The sequence below is a fragment of the Mycobacterium sp. IDUB_5 genome (assembly GCF_055419565.1).
In genome coordinates, this window is record NZ_JBVAXX010000001.1 from 492,046 (window position 1) to 506,527 (window position 14,482).

14 protein-coding genes are annotated in these 14,482 nt (G+C 65.7%); 6 read left to right on the forward strand and 8 right to left on the reverse strand.

Annotated elements, in window-relative coordinates:
- Positions 1–27: 27 nt before the first annotated feature.
- Complete coding sequence (locus ACZY1G_RS02415) at positions 28–2,037, forward strand: cellulase family glycosylhydrolase (RefSeq protein ID WP_463821492.1); 2,010 nt, start codon at positions 28–30, stop codon at positions 2,035–2,037.
- Here ACZY1G_RS02415 and nagA read toward each other — a convergent pair.
- From nagA to ACZY1G_RS02430, 3 genes are read right to left on the reverse strand one after another with little or no spacing between them, the layout of a single operon-like run.
- The gene (nagA, locus tag ACZY1G_RS02420) at positions 1,988–3,163 is read right to left on the reverse strand and encodes an N-acetylglucosamine-6-phosphate deacetylase (RefSeq protein WP_463821493.1); all 1,176 of its coding nucleotides are present in this window, start codon (positions 3,161–3,163) and stop codon (positions 1,988–1,990) included. The genes ACZY1G_RS02415 and nagA overlap by 50 nt on opposite strands.
- Before the next feature lies 1 nt (position 3,164).
- Positions 3,165–3,950, reverse strand: coding sequence for a glucosamine-6-phosphate deaminase (nagB, locus tag ACZY1G_RS02425; protein WP_463813439.1), 786 nt, complete (start codon positions 3,948–3,950; stop codon positions 3,165–3,167).
- Entirely contained in the window at positions 3,950–4,420 is a 471-nt protein-coding gene (locus tag ACZY1G_RS02430; RefSeq protein WP_463821494.1) for a PTS sugar transporter subunit IIA, read from the reverse strand. Before ACZY1G_RS02430 ends, nagB begins: the two co-directional genes overlap by 1 nt.
- Before the next feature lie 151 nt (positions 4,421–4,571).
- Here ACZY1G_RS02430 and ACZY1G_RS02435 point away from each other — a divergent pair, with 151 nt between their 5' ends.
- Positions 4,572–6,086, forward strand: coding sequence for a PTS transporter subunit EIIC (locus ACZY1G_RS02435; protein WP_463813441.1), 1,515 nt, complete (start codon positions 4,572–4,574; stop codon positions 6,084–6,086).
- Between the two features lie 10 nt (positions 6,087–6,096).
- On the opposite strand, the gene ACZY1G_RS02440 is transcribed toward ACZY1G_RS02435, so the two are convergent.
- Positions 6,097–6,525, reverse strand: coding sequence for a hypothetical protein (locus ACZY1G_RS02440; RefSeq protein WP_463813442.1), 429 nt, complete (start codon positions 6,523–6,525; stop codon positions 6,097–6,099).
- 132 nt (positions 6,526–6,657) lie between these two features.
- Positions 6,658–7,134: a hypothetical protein gene (locus ACZY1G_RS02445; RefSeq protein ID WP_463821495.1), complete on the reverse strand. Its 477-nt coding sequence runs from the start codon at positions 7,132–7,134 to the stop codon at positions 6,658–6,660.
- Between the two features lie 202 nt (positions 7,135–7,336).
- Between ACZY1G_RS02445 and ACZY1G_RS02450 the strand changes: the two genes are divergently transcribed.
- On the forward strand, positions 7,337–8,065 hold the full coding sequence (locus ACZY1G_RS02450) for a PAS domain-containing protein (RefSeq protein WP_463821496.1): 729 nt from the start codon (positions 7,337–7,339) through the stop codon (positions 8,063–8,065).
- On the opposite strand, the gene ACZY1G_RS02455 is transcribed toward ACZY1G_RS02450, so the two are convergent.
- On the reverse strand, positions 8,052–8,654 hold the full coding sequence (locus tag ACZY1G_RS02455; protein ID WP_463813447.1) for a TetR/AcrR family transcriptional regulator: 603 nt from the start codon (positions 8,652–8,654) through the stop codon (positions 8,052–8,054). The genes ACZY1G_RS02450 and ACZY1G_RS02455 overlap by 14 nt on opposite strands.
- 106 nt (positions 8,655–8,760) lie before the next feature.
- Between ACZY1G_RS02455 and ACZY1G_RS02460 the strand changes: the two genes are divergently transcribed.
- Genes ACZY1G_RS02460 through ACZY1G_RS02470 form a run of 3 tightly spaced genes read left to right on the forward strand, consistent with a single transcriptional unit; the run spans position 8,761 to position 12,511 of the window.
- Positions 8,761–9,933 (forward strand): spirocyclase AveC family protein, encoded by a 1,173-nt coding sequence (locus ACZY1G_RS02460; protein WP_463821497.1) that lies wholly within the window; start codon positions 8,761–8,763, stop codon positions 9,931–9,933.
- Positions 9,934–9,936: 3 nt separating this feature from the next.
- On the forward strand, positions 9,937–10,776 hold the full coding sequence (locus tag ACZY1G_RS02465; RefSeq protein ID WP_463821498.1) for an AAA family ATPase: 840 nt from the start codon (positions 9,937–9,939) through the stop codon (positions 10,774–10,776).
- Positions 10,763–12,511 carry a nitric oxide reductase activation protein NorD gene (locus ACZY1G_RS02470; protein ID WP_463821499.1) on the forward strand — a complete coding sequence of 583 codons (1,749 nt, stop codon included), beginning with the start codon at positions 10,763–10,765 and terminating at the stop codon, positions 12,509–12,511. Before ACZY1G_RS02465 ends, ACZY1G_RS02470 begins: the two co-directional genes overlap by 14 nt.
- 378 nt (positions 12,512–12,889) lie before the next feature.
- Here the strand turns inward: ACZY1G_RS02470 and ACZY1G_RS02475 are convergent, their stop codons facing one another.
- Both ACZY1G_RS02475 and ACZY1G_RS02480 read right to left on the reverse strand, forming a co-directional pair.
- A complete protein-coding gene (locus ACZY1G_RS02475) occupies positions 12,890–13,843 on the reverse strand; it encodes an HAD family hydrolase (RefSeq protein ID WP_463821500.1) in 954 nt (317 codons plus the stop codon).
- Positions 13,844–14,200: a hypothetical protein gene (locus tag ACZY1G_RS02480; RefSeq protein ID WP_463821501.1), complete on the reverse strand. Its 357-nt coding sequence runs from the start codon at positions 14,198–14,200 to the stop codon at positions 13,844–13,846. It abuts the gene before it with no gap.
- Between the last annotated feature and the right edge of the window lie 282 nt (positions 14,201–14,482).

The following is a 14,482-nucleotide window of genomic DNA, read 5'->3' on the forward strand; positions in this document are numbered from 1 at the left end:
TCCACATCGTCGGGGGTGATCTTGAAAATGACTCGACAACAGTGCCTTTCGCATGACGGCGAGCTTCGGAGGCGTGGGGCGCACACGCTGGCCGATCCGGACAGCCGGGGAGCCGCGTCCGAGTACGCCGAGGTCGGTGCCCACCGGACCGCGAGCGTGCGCGGCTCTGCATGGATAGGGCGCGCCGGCGCACTCGCGGTCGCGCTCGGCATCGGTGCGGCCATCGTCGCCACGCCCGGCCTGGCATTTGCTGACGCAAGCGGTTCCGACGCCGACGGCTCGACGTCGCACACTGCGTCGAGTACGTCGACGACGACCCGTCCGCGCGTCGCCGCGTCCCGAGACCGCACGACCGAGACCCGCGCCGAGGCCCGCCAATCGCGGCGAGAGGCCGCCCGGGAGGCACGTCGGTCCCGGTCGACGTCGGGGGACGCCGCCACCGACGATGCGACCGAGTCGTCGCGGCCCCCCACCCGAGTGCGGATGTTGTCGCCTCGGACGCCCAGCGATCGGTCGGGGTCCGTCGGAGACGACCCGGTCTCGCCCGCAGTGATGCCCCTGGTGTGGGGTGCGGCGCTGACCACGCGTCGCGACGCGTTGGCCGACAAGATCCAACTCTTCGGTGCCGGTGTCCAACGGATGAGCCTGCAGCTGCAGGCGACCACGAAGGGCAGCAAGTCGAGCCCGTCGATCACCGTGGGCTTTCCGCAGGGCACCACCTACCTCACCGAGGGCGACGGCGGACCGCACGTCGAGCTGGTGACGGTCCAGTTGTCCGGTGCGTCCAAGACCGCGGTGACCGTTGGATACACGGTGTCCGGCTACACCGGGACCGGGTACCGGGCAACGGCGGGCACGGACTTCGTTGCTGCCACGGGTTCCGTGGTGTTCGCACCGGGGCAAACGTCGGCGACGATCCCGATCACCGTCGTCGGCGACACGACGTACGAGCCCGACGAGATCGTCCGCGTCGAATTGACCAGCGCCGTCGGCGCGTTGATCGTGCGGACTGCAGGTCAGTTGGTCGGGCAGAGCAACGCCGTCATCGCCGACGACGATCCGGCGTCGGGCATCGGCATGACACTGCATCTGCGAGGCGCCGATGCGGCCACCGTCAAGCAGGAATTCGACCTGATGGCGGCGATGGGCGTGACGTGGGTGCGCATCGACATGGATTGGTCGGCCATTCAACCGACGAAGCGCCGCATGGACTGGTCACAGACCGACCTCCTCGTCAACGAGGCCGTCGCCCATCAGATGAACGTGCTCGTAATGCTCGGCTTCACGCCTGCGTGGGCGCGCTCGTCCGGGACGCAATCGCTGTCGGAGCCGACCCACGCCAGGCCCTCGGACCTCGCGGACTTCGCGAAGTTCGCGCAGCTCGCCGCGCAGCGGTACGCGCCGTCGGGGGTGAGCTCCTGGGAGGTCTGGAACGAACCGAACACCGCCAAATTCTGGCCTACGATGCCCGATGCCGACGAGTACGGACGGCTGTTCAGGGCGGCCGCGACGGCGATCCGCGGGGTCGATCCGCGAGCGACACTGCTCATCGGCGGTCTCAGCCCTCAGTACGACGGCCAGGTGGGGGAAACACCTCCCGTCACCTATCTGGAACAGCTCTATGCCAATGGGACCGCTCAGCTCGCCGACGCGATCGCTGTTCACCCCTACAGCTATCCGAATCTGCCGATGGATCCTCAGCAGCGGCAAGAAGGGGGCTTCTACGACCTGCCCGCGCTGCAGGCCGTCATGAACAGCCACGGTGACGGCGACAAGCAGGTCTGGATCACCGAATTCGGCGCGCCCACAGGCACGAGCGTCAACGCCGTCTCGGAGCAGCAGCAGGCAGCCATCATGCTGGGAGCCCGCGACCAGGTCGCGCTCTGGGATTGGGCAGGTCCGCTGATCTACTACGAGCTGGTCGACGGCGGTACGAATCCGGCCGACGGCGAACAGAACTTCGGTGTGCTCCGCGCCGACCTCACGCTCAAGGCTGTCGCCCGGGCGTTGATGGACGCTGCGGCGGTTCGGCTGTGACCCAGACACCTGCGCGCATCACCCCGGTCACCGCCAGCTGATCGTCGAGCACGACAAGGTCGGCAGCCGACCCCGCGGCGAGTTCGGCACTGGGTAACCCCAGTGCTGCAGCGGGATTCACCGACGTCTGCGCCACCGCGGCCCGCAGCGCCTCGTCCCGTGGGACGCCGCTGTACTGGACTGCACACCTGAGCACCCGGTCCATCGTGGCCGTGCTGCCGGCGATGGTGTCGCTGCCGGCAACCCGGGCCACCCCGTCGACGACGTCGACGGCCAGCGGGCCGAGATCATAGCGTCCGTCCGCCATGCCGGTTGCCGCCATCGCATCCGTGATCAGCGAGATGCGTTCGGGGCCGACAGCTTTCGTCACCAGACGATAGATGGCGGGATCGAGGTGCACGCCGTCGGTGATCAGTTCGACTGTGACACGGGGATCTTCGAGCAGTGCGGTGATCGGACCCGGTTCGCGGCGGTCGATCGGACGCATCGCGTTGAAGAGGTGGGTGCCGACCGTTGCGCCCGCGTCGATCGCGGCCTGCGTCTGCGCGTAGGTCGCCTCGGTGTGCCCGACGGCGACCACCACCCCCGCGGCGGTGAGCTGCTCGATGGCGGCGATCGCCCCTGCACGCTCCGGGGCCAGGGTGACCATCCGGATCGCGCCGTCGCCTGCCTCGACGACGGCGTCGATCTCGGCCGGTTCGGGATCGCGCATCAGCGCTGGTTGGTGCGCACCGCAGCGCTGCGGCGACAGCCACGGTCCTTCCAGGTGAATCCCGTCGAGCAGCCCGGTCCGGACGTCGCGCGCCAGGGCGGCGACCTGCCTCAGCAGGTCATCGCGATCGGCGGTGACCAGCGACGCGACCAGCGTGGTGCTCCCGTGGCTGCGGTGGACGGCGACCGCGGTGGCGGTCTCCTCCGGGTCGGCGGCGGTGAAGTTGGCGCCGCCGCCGCCGTGCAGGTGGGTGTCGACGAACCCCGGCACCACGGTGACCGCGCCGAGATCGCGATCGACCGTCGTGGGTGCGTCGCCCTCGCCGACTGCGCGGATGGAGCCGTCGACGACGTCGATCCATCCGGGCTGCAACGACTTTCGTCCCGTCAGGACGGTGTCGGCGCGCAGCAGCACCTCAGATGCCCTGCCAGTCGGGTTTGCTGCGATATGTCTCGCGGTAGTAGTCGACGAGTTGCAGCCGGCGCGCGGCAGCGTCGTCGAGCAGCACGGTCACGTGCGGATGGTGCTGCAGCACGGTCGCGGGCCACATCGCGCTGACCGCTCCTTCGACCAGGTGGTGCACCGCTTCGGCCTTACCCCGTCCCGTCGCCACCAGCACGATGTGCCGCGCCTCGGAGATGGTGCCCAACCCTTGCGTCAGGCAGTGCGTGGGCACCGCGTCGACGTCGTCGTCGAAGAACCGGGCGTTGTCGAGACGGGTCTGCCGGGTCAGTGTCTTGATCCGGGTGCGCGAGGCGAGCGACGACCCGGGCTCGTTGAAACCGATGTGTCCGTCGGTGCCGATCCCGAGGATCTGCAGGTCCACCCCACCGGCGGCGCGGATCGCCGCCTCGTAGGCCGCGCACGCGGCCGGGATGTCGGCGGCCAGGCCGTCAGGACCCTGCACGGCGCCGTCAGCGAAATCCACGCGCGAGGCGAACACCGCGTCGATGACGTTGCGATAGCGCTCGGGGTGATCGGCAGGCAGGCCGACGTACTCGTCGAGCGTGAAGCCCTTGGCCTGCCGGAACGACAGCTCGCCCGCCTCGTATCGGGCGACCAGCTCGTCGTAGATGCTCAGGGGCGAGGACCCGGTGGCCAATCCGAGAACCGCATCGGGTGTGCGTCGGAGCAACGCGGTGATGGCATCGGCGGCGACGCGCCCGATGTCGCTGCGATCCTGCAGGACAACGACTTCCATCAGGTACCGGCCGTGAACAGGCCGTCGCCCGAGGTGAGCACCGCGCCTTCGAGGACGGCCTCGTCGGGCGTGATGTTGGCCGGCTCCCGCTCGTCCATCACCACAACGGGCACAATGGGATTCAGCCCCTTGGCCACGATCGCCGGAACGTTATAGGTGATCACCGTCTGGCCCGCGGTGACCTCGTCACCTTGGCTCACATGGGTCGTGAAGCCCTCACCGTCGAGCGCGACGGTGTCCAGCCCAAGATGGACCAGGACACCGACGTTGTCGGCCGTCATGATCACGTACGCGTGCGGCATCAGCTTGAGTACCTTGCCGGTCACCGGAGCGACCGCCTCGATCACCTCGTGCGGCGGGTCCACCGCGGCCCCGTAGCCGACCATGCCCGCCGAGAACACCGGATCGGGCACATCGGAGAGGGGGACCGCGCGGCCCTGAACAGGGGCGAGGACGGGTGTTGGGCTCACTGGCGCGACTCCTTTTGTCGATCGGATGAAAGCCGATCGCACCAAGAATAGGCTTGCAGAACTTGCGCCCGGGCACGGAACCGGCGAGAAGGAAGGCTGACCTGTGACGGATCGATCTGCGAAACCACAAGAAGCGCAGAGTAAGTCAGGTATGCGGATACCCGGATTCGCCCAATTGCAGCGGCTGGGCAAGAGCCTCATGCTGCCGATCGCGGTACTGCCGGCCGCGGGCATCCTGCTGCGGCTCGGGCAGCCGGATCTGCTCGGACGGATCGAGGTCCCCGTCATCGGCGCCTTCTTCAAGGCGATGAGTGCGGCCGGCGACGCGCTGTTCACCAACCTGCCCCTGCTGTTCGCGGTCGGTGTCGCCATCGGTTTCGCGAAGAAGGCTGACGGGTCGACGGCGCTGTCGGCAGTCGTCGGGTACCTGGTGATGCAGGCGGTGTTCAAGACCATGTCGCCGATCGTGCTGGCCGGCGAGGTCGACAAATCCGGTGAGCAGGCGCTGATCAACTACAGCGTGTTCGCCGGCATCGTCGTCGGGTTGCTCACGGCCTGGTTGTTCGACCGGTATCACACGATCGAGTTGCCCTCGTATCTCGGCTTCTTCGGCGGTCGACGCTTCGTCCCGATCGTCGTCTCGCTGGCGTGCCTGTTCCTCGCATTCGCGATGAGCTACTTCTACCCGATCTTCGACGCCGGGCTGACCGGCCTCGGTGAGTTCATCGGCGGTTCCGGAGCAATCGGCGCGTTCGTGTACGGATTCGCCAATCGAATGCTGATCCCGTTGGGGCTGCACCACATTCCGAACTCCTACATCTGGTTCCTCTACGGCGACTACCAGACCCCGGGCGGAGAGACCGTCACCGGCGAACTCACCCGATTCGCGGCGGGAGACCCGACCGCGGGCATCCTGACGTCCGGTTTCTATCCGATCCTGATGTTCGGTCTTCCCGCGGCGGCACTGGCGATGATCCACGTCGCGAACAAGAAGCAGCGCAAGGTCGCCGTCGGCATCCTGTCGGCAGCGGGGCTGACCGCCTTCCTCACCGGCGTGACCGAACCGCTGGAGTTCGCGTTCATGTTCGTGGCGTTCCCGCTCTACGTCATCCACGCGGTCCTGACCGGCCTGTCGCTGGCGATCGCGTACCTGCTCGACATCCATCTCGGGTTCTCGTTCTCGGCCGGCCTGATCGACCTGCTGCTCTACGGCACGGCACCGGCCGCGAAGAACATTCCGCTGCTGGTCGGCATGGGCGTCGTGTTCTTCGTCGTCTACTACCTGCTGTTCCGGTTCGCGATCACGAAGTTCAACATGCGTACCCCGGGACGTGAGCCGGAAGACGAGTTCGAGGCCGAGGAGCAGGCCAACCTGGAGGCCGGCGCGGACGGAGCGACGACGACCGCAGTGGCCGCGCCCGCTCAGACCACAACGCGTACGAAAGCCGAAGAACTCATCGAGGCGTTCGGCGGTCGCGAGAACCTGGTCAACGTCGACGCGTGCATCACCCGACTGCGCATGGAGGTCGCCGACAAGTCGAAGGTCGACCAGGGCCGTCTCAAAGCGCTCGGAGCCGCCGGCGTCATCGAGGTGGGCAACAACGTACAGGCGGTGTTCGGCACTCAGTCCGAAGCGCTGAAGAACGACATCCGCGAGGCGCTGTAGTTCCGGAAGGTCAGCCGACCTTCTGCAGCTGGAACGGGCTCTGGGTCACGATGCCGCCCGCGCAGCCGTAGTTCGAATCCGACGACACCACGCCGCCGAGGGTCACGGGGTCGATCGACATCGACACCACAGCTGGTTCGTAGTGGCCGTCGTCGCAGGTGAGGCCGCCCGGTTTGGACACCGTGAAGTTCCAGCGACCGTTGGTGAAGGTGATCGGCGCCGTCCACCCCTGGTTGCTGGACACGGTGCCGGTGCAGCCGGCGGGGCTGCAGCTGGTGGCGATGGTCCAGACGTTGTACGGATCGCCGTCGGTGGAGCCGTAGGTGCCGTTGAGAAGTGCCGGGTCGGCGGCCGCGGAGCCGGCGAGGGCCAGGGCGACAACTGCCGGTGCGGCGACGGCGGCTATCGGCCGGAGAAGCGTGCGGAAAACCCTTGCCATAGTGACTCGCAATGTACGGCCTGGTCAGGGTGGGAAGTGGTAGGCGGAATCGGTTGTATCCGTTGTGTCGCCGAACCGAGATCTGATGCGGTGCCGGACCGTCCTGAAGGGGCGATCCGGCACCGCCGGGGATCAGAGCGGAATCCAGATTCCGAAGAACCAGAAACCCCATGCGTGGAAGCCCGGATCGAAGACCGGTTGCACCCTGTGCCCCCAGTAATCGAAGGGCGGAGGTGGCGGTCCCCACGGTGGAGGGAGAGGCCCGTGCGGAGGGGGCGGCGGGGGCGGTCCGAAGCCCCACGGCGCCGGACCGTCACCCCATGGTGGTCGGTGACCGCGCCACCCTGGGCCCTCCGGCGGACCCCAGTCCGGAGGTGGTGGGGGACCCCAGTTCGGGGGTGGGGGCGGCGGCGGTCCCCCGGGCGGCCCCGGCGGTCCCCAACCGGGCCCACCGGGCGGCGGAGGCGACGGGGGAGGCGGCCCATGCCAGCCAGGGCCGGGCCCAGGACCGCCCGGCTGCGCCATTGCCGGGGCGGCACCCAGGCCGAGGACAGCAGCGCCGATCCCGGCAGTCACTGCAGCGCATGTGACGAATGATTTCGCCTTCATCCAGTGCTCCTTGTGTCGTGCTTCCCCGACGCCTCCGCGAGGGTAGGGACGGAGTTTGGACAGGGGCTGCACAGATCCTGGGGACTGGCTGACCCGCCCGTTGAGGCTTGGTGAGGCTCGTGCGGTCGCCGGAATGTGGAAGGCTGCGGCAGAGGGAGTCGCCGTGTCATCGCGGATTCCGGTGAGCGGAAAGGGGCGATCGATGTCAGACGAGCCGGGCCACGACAATGCGTTCCAATTGCGGCAACTCATCGATCGGTTGCCGTCGATGGTGGCCTACTGGGACGCCAACCTGTGCAACGTGATCGCGAACAACGCCCACACGCAATTCTTCGCGAAGACTCCCGCCGAGATCCGGGGCCGCCACATCTTCGACTTGCTGGTCGGCGATCTCGGCGAGACCAGCCGCCCCTATGTCGAGGCAGCGATGAGCGGCCGCGACCAGGTCTTCGAGAAGACACTCACCGACGGACACGGTGTCACCCGGCATGTGCAGGCGTCGTATCTGCCCGAGGTGATCGACGGGCAGGTGCACGGGCTATACGTCGAGGTCGCCGACGTCACCAAACGAGTCGAGGCCGAACGAGCTCGAGACGAGGCACAACGACTGCTCCACATCAGCAGGGAGAACGCGCCTTTCGGCGAGGCTATGTTCACCACGGCTGGTGACGCTCTGTACGTGAACCCGTCGCTGTGTCAGATGTTGGACGTCTCTCGCGAGGAGGCAGAAGGGTTGCCCGGGCAGGACATCCCGATCCCGACGCCGGCAGGCACCGCCGACGCCGTGGTCTTGCCCCTGGGCTATCCGGCGCGCCCCGTGTGGAACCCAGTGGTGGAGGCGGTCCTGACCGCGATCTTCGACTTCGGTGGCCGGAACTGGTTCGTCTACGAGCCACTGCCGGGCCACGAGGTGCCGGTCAGGGCAGTTTGATGGCCGACAGGTACATCTCGATGACTGGGCGGAACAGGTCGACGTCATCGATCTGACTGCCCAGCACCACGGAATCGCTTGTAGAGACCAAGATCTGGGCGAAGATCGCCGGCGAGATCGATAGCGAGCCACCGAGGTTGTCGATGCCATCGACGATGAATCGGGACAGTGCTTCGATGACCTCGGCCCGCTTGGCGGCAACGCGCGGTCGCGCTTCCGGGTTGCGATGGAGGTACAGCGCGAACTCGAGACCCAGCGCGGCGTACTCGGCTCCGCGATCGGCGGCTAGCTGACGCCAGCGCGCGGCGATGGCGTCGAGCTCTCGCGCGCCCACCTCCGTGGCCGCCGAGAGGACGTCGGCGAAGTTGTCGAAGTACCGACGCCAGTGGCGGTCACTGACAGCGAGGAAGAAGTCCTCTTTGGTGGCGAAGTGCTTGTAGATCGCGCCCTTCGTGTATCCGGCTGCTCGCGCGATGTCGTCGAGACTTGCTGACGTGAAACCCTTTTCGGCGAACACCTCTTCGGCGGCGTCGAGCAGTAGTGTGCGCGTGCGCTCTAGGCGGCGCTCCCGCGTCCATCGCTCGACCATGCTGTGAGTCTGCCAGAAACTCTGAAAAACCATTGGGATGCTCAGATACTGGGTGGTATCTTCGGTGAGCGCAGGATGCGGCGCTTGACGAGAGGATCTACCGGACGTGAGCGAGCTAGCGAACAGGAAGAGCGGGTCCCCGGTCACCGAAACACTGGGCACGGTGCCCGATCTCGGCGCATCGGCACAGCCCCCGAGCAAGGCGGTCCGGGTGTGGGCCGTAGTAGGTGGTGCTGTTCTGCTGCTGCAGCTCTACGTGTGGATCCGGTGGGTCTTGGGGCCTTACTTCACTCGAGTTCCCGGCGGACCCAGCGATCCGCCGCTCTACATGAAAGTCCCGCTGATCATCAACATGGTCGTGGTCTGCGTGGGCCTGCCGATCGCCTTCTACTGGTTCCTGATCAGGCCGTGGCGCCGAGAGCGCCGGATCACCCTCGACGGCCTGCTGTTCATCTCGATGGGGTTGATGTTCTTCCAGGACCCTCTGCTGAACTGGTTCAACACCTGGTGCACCTATAACAGCTGGCTCCCCAATTTCGGAGCCTGGACGCCGTACATCCCGGGCTGGGTCTCACCGGACGAACCCGGCCGAATGGTGCCCGAGCCGATCTTCACGAACTCTCCCGGCTACGCCGCCGGTGTGCTGATGCTGACCATTCTCGGGTGCTGGCTGATGCGGAAGGTGAAGTCGCGCTGGCCCGACATCAGCAACCTGCGTCTCATCCTCGTCACCTACGCGGCCGCGTTTGTGCTCGACTTCATGATGGAGGGCCTGATCCTGCTGCCCACCGGGCTGTACAGCTACCCCGGCGCGATCCAGTCGCTGTCGTTGAACGCCGGCACCTATTACCAGTGGCCGGTGTACGAAGGCTTGATGTGGGCCGGCGTGCAGGCCGCGCTGTGCAGCCTGCGGTACTTCACCGACGATCGGGGCCGGACCATCGTCGAACGCGGACTGGACCACGTGCGGGGCGGTTTCGTCACCCAGCAGTTCACGCGGTTCCTTGCGGTCTTCGGTGCGGTGAGCGCGTGCTTCTTCCTGTTGTTCAACGTCCCGATCCAGTTCTTCGCCATGCACGGCGACCGCTGGCCGGAGGACACCGTCAAGCGCTCGTACTTCACCAACGGGCTGTGCGGCCCAGGCATCGGCACCCCCTGCCCCGATCCCGCGCTGCCCATCCCCACCCGCGAGTCCGGCTACGTCAACGTCGACGGACAGCTGGTTTTGCCCGACGGCGTCGAGATGCCTCGGACCGTGCCCTTCGAGACGGGGAATTGAGTAGTGACCATCACAACCACACCCACAACGTCGCCGCTTCCTGACACCGCCTCCGCCGCACCGTATTACCGGGCGGTCGGAGACGAGGTCGAGGTCTTTCGGGCGGCCGCCCGCCGGGGTGTGCCCGTTCTACTCAAGGGACCCACCGGATGCGGCAAGACCCGCTTCGTCGAGGCGATGGCCCACGACCTGGGGCGAGACCTGATCACCGTGGCCGGACACGAAGACATGACGTCAGCCGACCTGATAGGTCGCTTCCTGCTCAAGGGGGGCGAGACCGTCTGGGTGGACGGCCCGCTGACACGCGCAGTCCGGACGGGGGCGATCTGCTATCTCGACGAGATCGTGGAGGCGCGTCAGGACACCACGGTCATCATCCACCCGCTGGCTGATCACCGGCGCGAACTCCCGGTCGACCGCCTCGGCATCACGTTGCAGGCAGCGCCCGGTTTCCAGCTGGTGATCTCCTACAACCCCGGCTACCAGAGCGTCCTCAAGGACCTGAAGCAGTCGACCCGGCAGCGGTTCGTCGCTATCGAGCTCGCCTTCCCGCCGCCCGACATCGAGATCGACGTCGTCGCGCGCGAATCCGGTGTCGACGTCACCACGGCACAGTCCATGGTGAGTGTCGGCACGGCGATCCGCACCCTGGACGGTTCTCCGCTGCACGAGGTGGTGTCCACCCGCCTGCTCGTGCTGGCGGGAATCCTGGTGGCGGAAGGGCTCAGTGTGCGCAGCGCCGTGCAGTCCGCCATCGTCCAGGTGCTCTCCGACGATGCCGGCATGATCCGCGCCCTCGGTGAGCTGGTCGACGCGGTCCTGTCGGCTCGTGGCCGAGCCTGACCCCTCCGGCCCCGGCCGCTTCGCGCTGCTGGCGGGCTTCGTGGCCGGCCGGTCGCTGGAGGTGGCGTCCGCCCCAGCGGGTGAGGCGGCCTACACCGACGGCGGAGTGGTGTTCGTCTCCGTCGGCGGTGACCTCACCGAACAACGGCGGGAGGTGCTGGTCCAGAGCGCGCTGCTGGGAGCCGGCAGTCTGCGTCCCGCGCACGTGAAATTCCTGCGGGGGCGGCCATCGGTGGCGCGACGCTATCTCGGCCTCGAGGGTCGGCGTGCGCTCGCCGACCTGGCCGCCCGGATGCCGTCGGCCGGCACACTCGCGCCCGCCGACGGGCCACTGACGAGCAGCCCTGAGGATTCACTTGCGTTGGCGCGCAACCGGACTCGGCTCGAAGAGCCGCCGCCCTGGTTCGGAGTGCTGCGGCCGTCCCGGCTCCTGGCGGCGACCTCGTCGCGCGGCTCCACCCCGAGTGACGGCGACTTACGTTTGCAGCTCACCCCGTCGGACACCGACGACGAGAGCGACGACAACCGCGAAGAGACCGAGGGGAGCAAGCTCCTTCAGCTGTTCGAGGCGCCGCTGACCGGTTCGTCGACCGTCGCCGACTTCCTCAAGAAGCTGTTCGGCAACTCCAAACCCTCCGAGGGAAACGCTGCCGGCGGCGAGCTGCGGGTCGGGTCAGCCCGCAGAACGCGCGAGGTGGGCGCAAGCGCCCGGCCACTACCGACGCGGATCCAGTTCTCCGACGAGGACAGACCCGGGGCGGCAGTAGGAGTGGGCGGTGCGCTCCACCCGGAGTGGGACGTCTTCAGCAGTCGGTATCGGCCCGACTGGTGTCGTGTCCTTGACCTACCGCTCACTGCGGCGGCCGACGCGACAGCCGGCGGCGTGGCCCGTGACGAGGTGCTCAAGCGCAGGCTGGCCCGGGTGGGACTCGGGCTGACGGTGTTGCGTGGCCGCCCCGACGGCGACGAACTCGACCTCGACCCCCTCATCGACATGGCCATCGACCTGCGCTGCGGACAGTCGCCGCCGGAGAACGTCTACACCGAACGGCGGAAGCTGGCTCGCAACCTCGGGGTGCTCATCCTGCTCGACTCCTCGGGGTCGGCTACCGATACCGACGCCGGCGGGCTGACCGTGCACGACCACCAACGTCGCGCCGCGGCCACTCTCGCAGTAACCCTTGAAGAGCTCGGAGACCGCGTCGCGCTCTACGCGTTCCGCTCGCAGAGTCGCCACGACGTGCATCTGCTGCGCATCAAGTCCTTCGCGCAACGCTTCAGCGCGGTGGAGCGAGCCCGTCTCAACGGGCTGCAACCGTTCGGCTTCACCCGTCTGGGCGCCGGCATCCGGGGTGCCGGCGAAATCGTGAAAGCTCAAGCAGGAACGCCCAACCGACTGCTCGTCGTGCTCTCCGACGGTTATCCCTACGACAGTGGGTACGAAGGAAAGTACGCCGAGGCCGACACCCAGCGGGCGCTGGCCGAGCTGCGCGCAGACGGTGTCGCGTGCCTGTGCCTGTCGATCGGCACGGCGGCGGACTCGGCGACGCTCGCGCGGGTCTTCGGATCCGTCGGGCACGCGAGTGCCGCGGAGCTCGCCGAACTCAGCCCGCAGATGGACAAGCTTTTCCTGAATGTGCTGCGGGAACTGGCCGCACCGTCGACGACGAGTGTCCGCTCGCAGAGGTACGGATGGTCGCCGCTCGTCTCCCAGCGGACGTTGTTCCATCGGTAGTCGATCGACGCAGGTCGGTGTGTGGAGCCGATGACGGGAATCGAACCCGCGTATTCAGCTTGGGAAGCTGTGACAGCTAGTTCTCGGCGATGTACTGACCTGTGGGTACACATCCAACTTCGTAGTGAAATCACCTGTGCGACAACCCTTAAGCGTGCCTGCAGCCGGGCTGCGGTCAACTTCGGATCTGACTCCAGTATGCCCGCATCAACTGACAAAGCAAGGACGGGTCCAGCAAACCCGCCGATCTGAACGCACCTATTCCGTACCGATGAGGGCGCGAGTGCGGCTATGGCAAAACTTGCCGCCCTGGCGGAACCAACGGGAAACAACGTAGTGCGGTTGCGGCGACGCTACTGAGTTGCTTTTTACGCCAAGCTATTTGGTGATATGGCCGGCTGGATTCGTGAAGTTGCCGATGCGTTGATCGCGGTCGTCACAGATCGAGTCGGCGATTTTTCCGATCCATCGAAACAACCACCGGTCGGCAGCACTGCCGGGCGAATAGTCCGCCGGAGCTGTGTTGTTTACGCGGCCCTCGTCTTGGAGTTGCTGTACGCCGTCATAATTCGTTTCACCATAGACTGCAAGCGTTTTGCCGCCATTCTGGCCAACGACCGAGAATACGGGCACATCGCTTGGGCCGTCGGCGATGTAGATCATATTCTTGAAGGGGACTCGCCGCTCATCGGCAGCCATTCGGGCGTTCACGTTGATTCCCTCTAGCTTGTTGATTCCCTTGTTGATTTCGAAGATGGCACGTGTCTTCGTCGTGTTGTCGATTGTGTAGCCGATCTGTGTTAGCACGCCATCGGGATCGAAAGATTGTCCTTCCCAATTGATTCCGTCGAAGGCCGTTGGGGCATCAGGTAGAAGTTCACACGCCCACACACCGTCGAGATGCTCGTTGATCGGGTTGCCTTCGATCATTTGACGGAACCCTGTGGACACAACGTAGTGCTCAACCGAGATAATGTTGTCGACGTAGCGTTGATTGCCTGCAATGAAATCTCTTGTGCGCTGCATGAATTCAGGCATGCCGGGCGCCAATTCGACCTGAGCACCTAACTCCCTGAGTATGCTGTTTGTGAGACCGGGGAACTTTCCTGACCGCACGTAGTTAAGAGTGTGTTCCAAGTAGGCGGTGTCGCTCGACACTTTGAGCCCGAATTTCTCGTAGAACTCTTCAAGGGCATTGACTTCATCCCAAAACTGGCTTTCATCGACGCTGAAGCGCTCAAAGAGAGGTTTTTGCATATATCCAGTTGTAAGAGTCTTATCGAAGTCCCAGATCAGTGCGATTTCCGTCTGCGTTACAAGGGAAACCGGCATTTACGCAACCTCGGGGCCTATGAAGCGAATTATTTTGTCGCCCCTGTCAATCCAGCCGTAAAGATGAAGACCTGTGCCCCACAACTCTTCGTGAGCCCGACCGAGTTCTGGCATGGGCAGCACAATCGCAACATCTATTCCGCGCTTGCGGATCTGATCGAACGTGTCCTTAAGGGCGGCAGCAGAATTGGCGTCTTCGAATACCCATTCGACAAGCTTCCGCTCGTAGAGATAGCACGCAGATGGGCTGAGCATCTCGACAGTTGTCTGACCATCCGCTTGCCAGCTGGCCGCAATCGCACTCGCGATCTGTTCAACGGAAATCTGGCTTCTGGCCGGGGTCCCCAACTCCGTCATATCGACAGTGTATGGGCACCGACTGTCATCGGATGACAATCGGCGGTTATCCGCGTGGTGAGGCTGATCTGCGCCCATGATGTTGACGGTAGCGGGATGGTCCGACAAGTCTAGAACATCTGTTCGACGCTGAAGGACTATTCCCACCGGTGGCACCTGTACAGGTTTGGCGCGTCGTTTCGATGTCGTACGGAAACTCATCTATGCTTGTTGGCAGTGCGCCCCGATGTGGCCGGTGAAACAAACGGCTTCAGTACCAGCGTGGGGGATGGCCTATATGGC

Excerpts from the sequence above, each read along its gene's own strand:
- ACZY1G_RS02450 (WP_463821496.1), top strand. The coding sequence starts at position 7,337 with ATGTCAGACGAGCCGGGCCACGACAATGCGTTCCAATTGCGGCAACTC.
- ACZY1G_RS02445 (WP_463821495.1), bottom strand. The coding sequence starts at position 7,134 with ATGAAGGCGAAATCATTCGTCACATGCGCTGCAGTGACTGCCGGGATC.
- ACZY1G_RS02480 (WP_463821501.1), bottom strand. The coding sequence starts at position 14,200 with ATGACGGAGTTGGGGACCCCGGCCAGAAGCCAGATTTCCGTTGAACAG.
- ACZY1G_RS02435 (WP_463813441.1), top strand. The coding sequence starts at position 4,572 with ATGCGGATACCCGGATTCGCCCAATTGCAGCGGCTGGGCAAGAGCCTC.
- nagB (WP_463813439.1), bottom strand. The coding sequence starts at position 3,950 with ATGGAAGTCGTTGTCCTGCAGGATCGCAGCGACATCGGGCGCGTCGCC.
- ACZY1G_RS02415 (WP_463821492.1), top strand. The coding sequence starts at position 28 with ATGACTCGACAACAGTGCCTTTCGCATGACGGCGAGCTTCGGAGGCGT.
- ACZY1G_RS02455 (WP_463813447.1), bottom strand. The coding sequence starts at position 8,654 with ATGGTCGAGCGATGGACGCGGGAGCGCCGCCTAGAGCGCACGCGCACA.
- ACZY1G_RS02475 (WP_463821500.1), bottom strand. The coding sequence starts at position 13,843 with ATGCCGGTTTCCCTTGTAACGCAGACGGAAATCGCACTGATCTGGGAC.
- ACZY1G_RS02440 (WP_463813442.1), bottom strand. The coding sequence starts at position 6,525 with ATGGCAAGGGTTTTCCGCACGCTTCTCCGGCCGATAGCCGCCGTCGCC.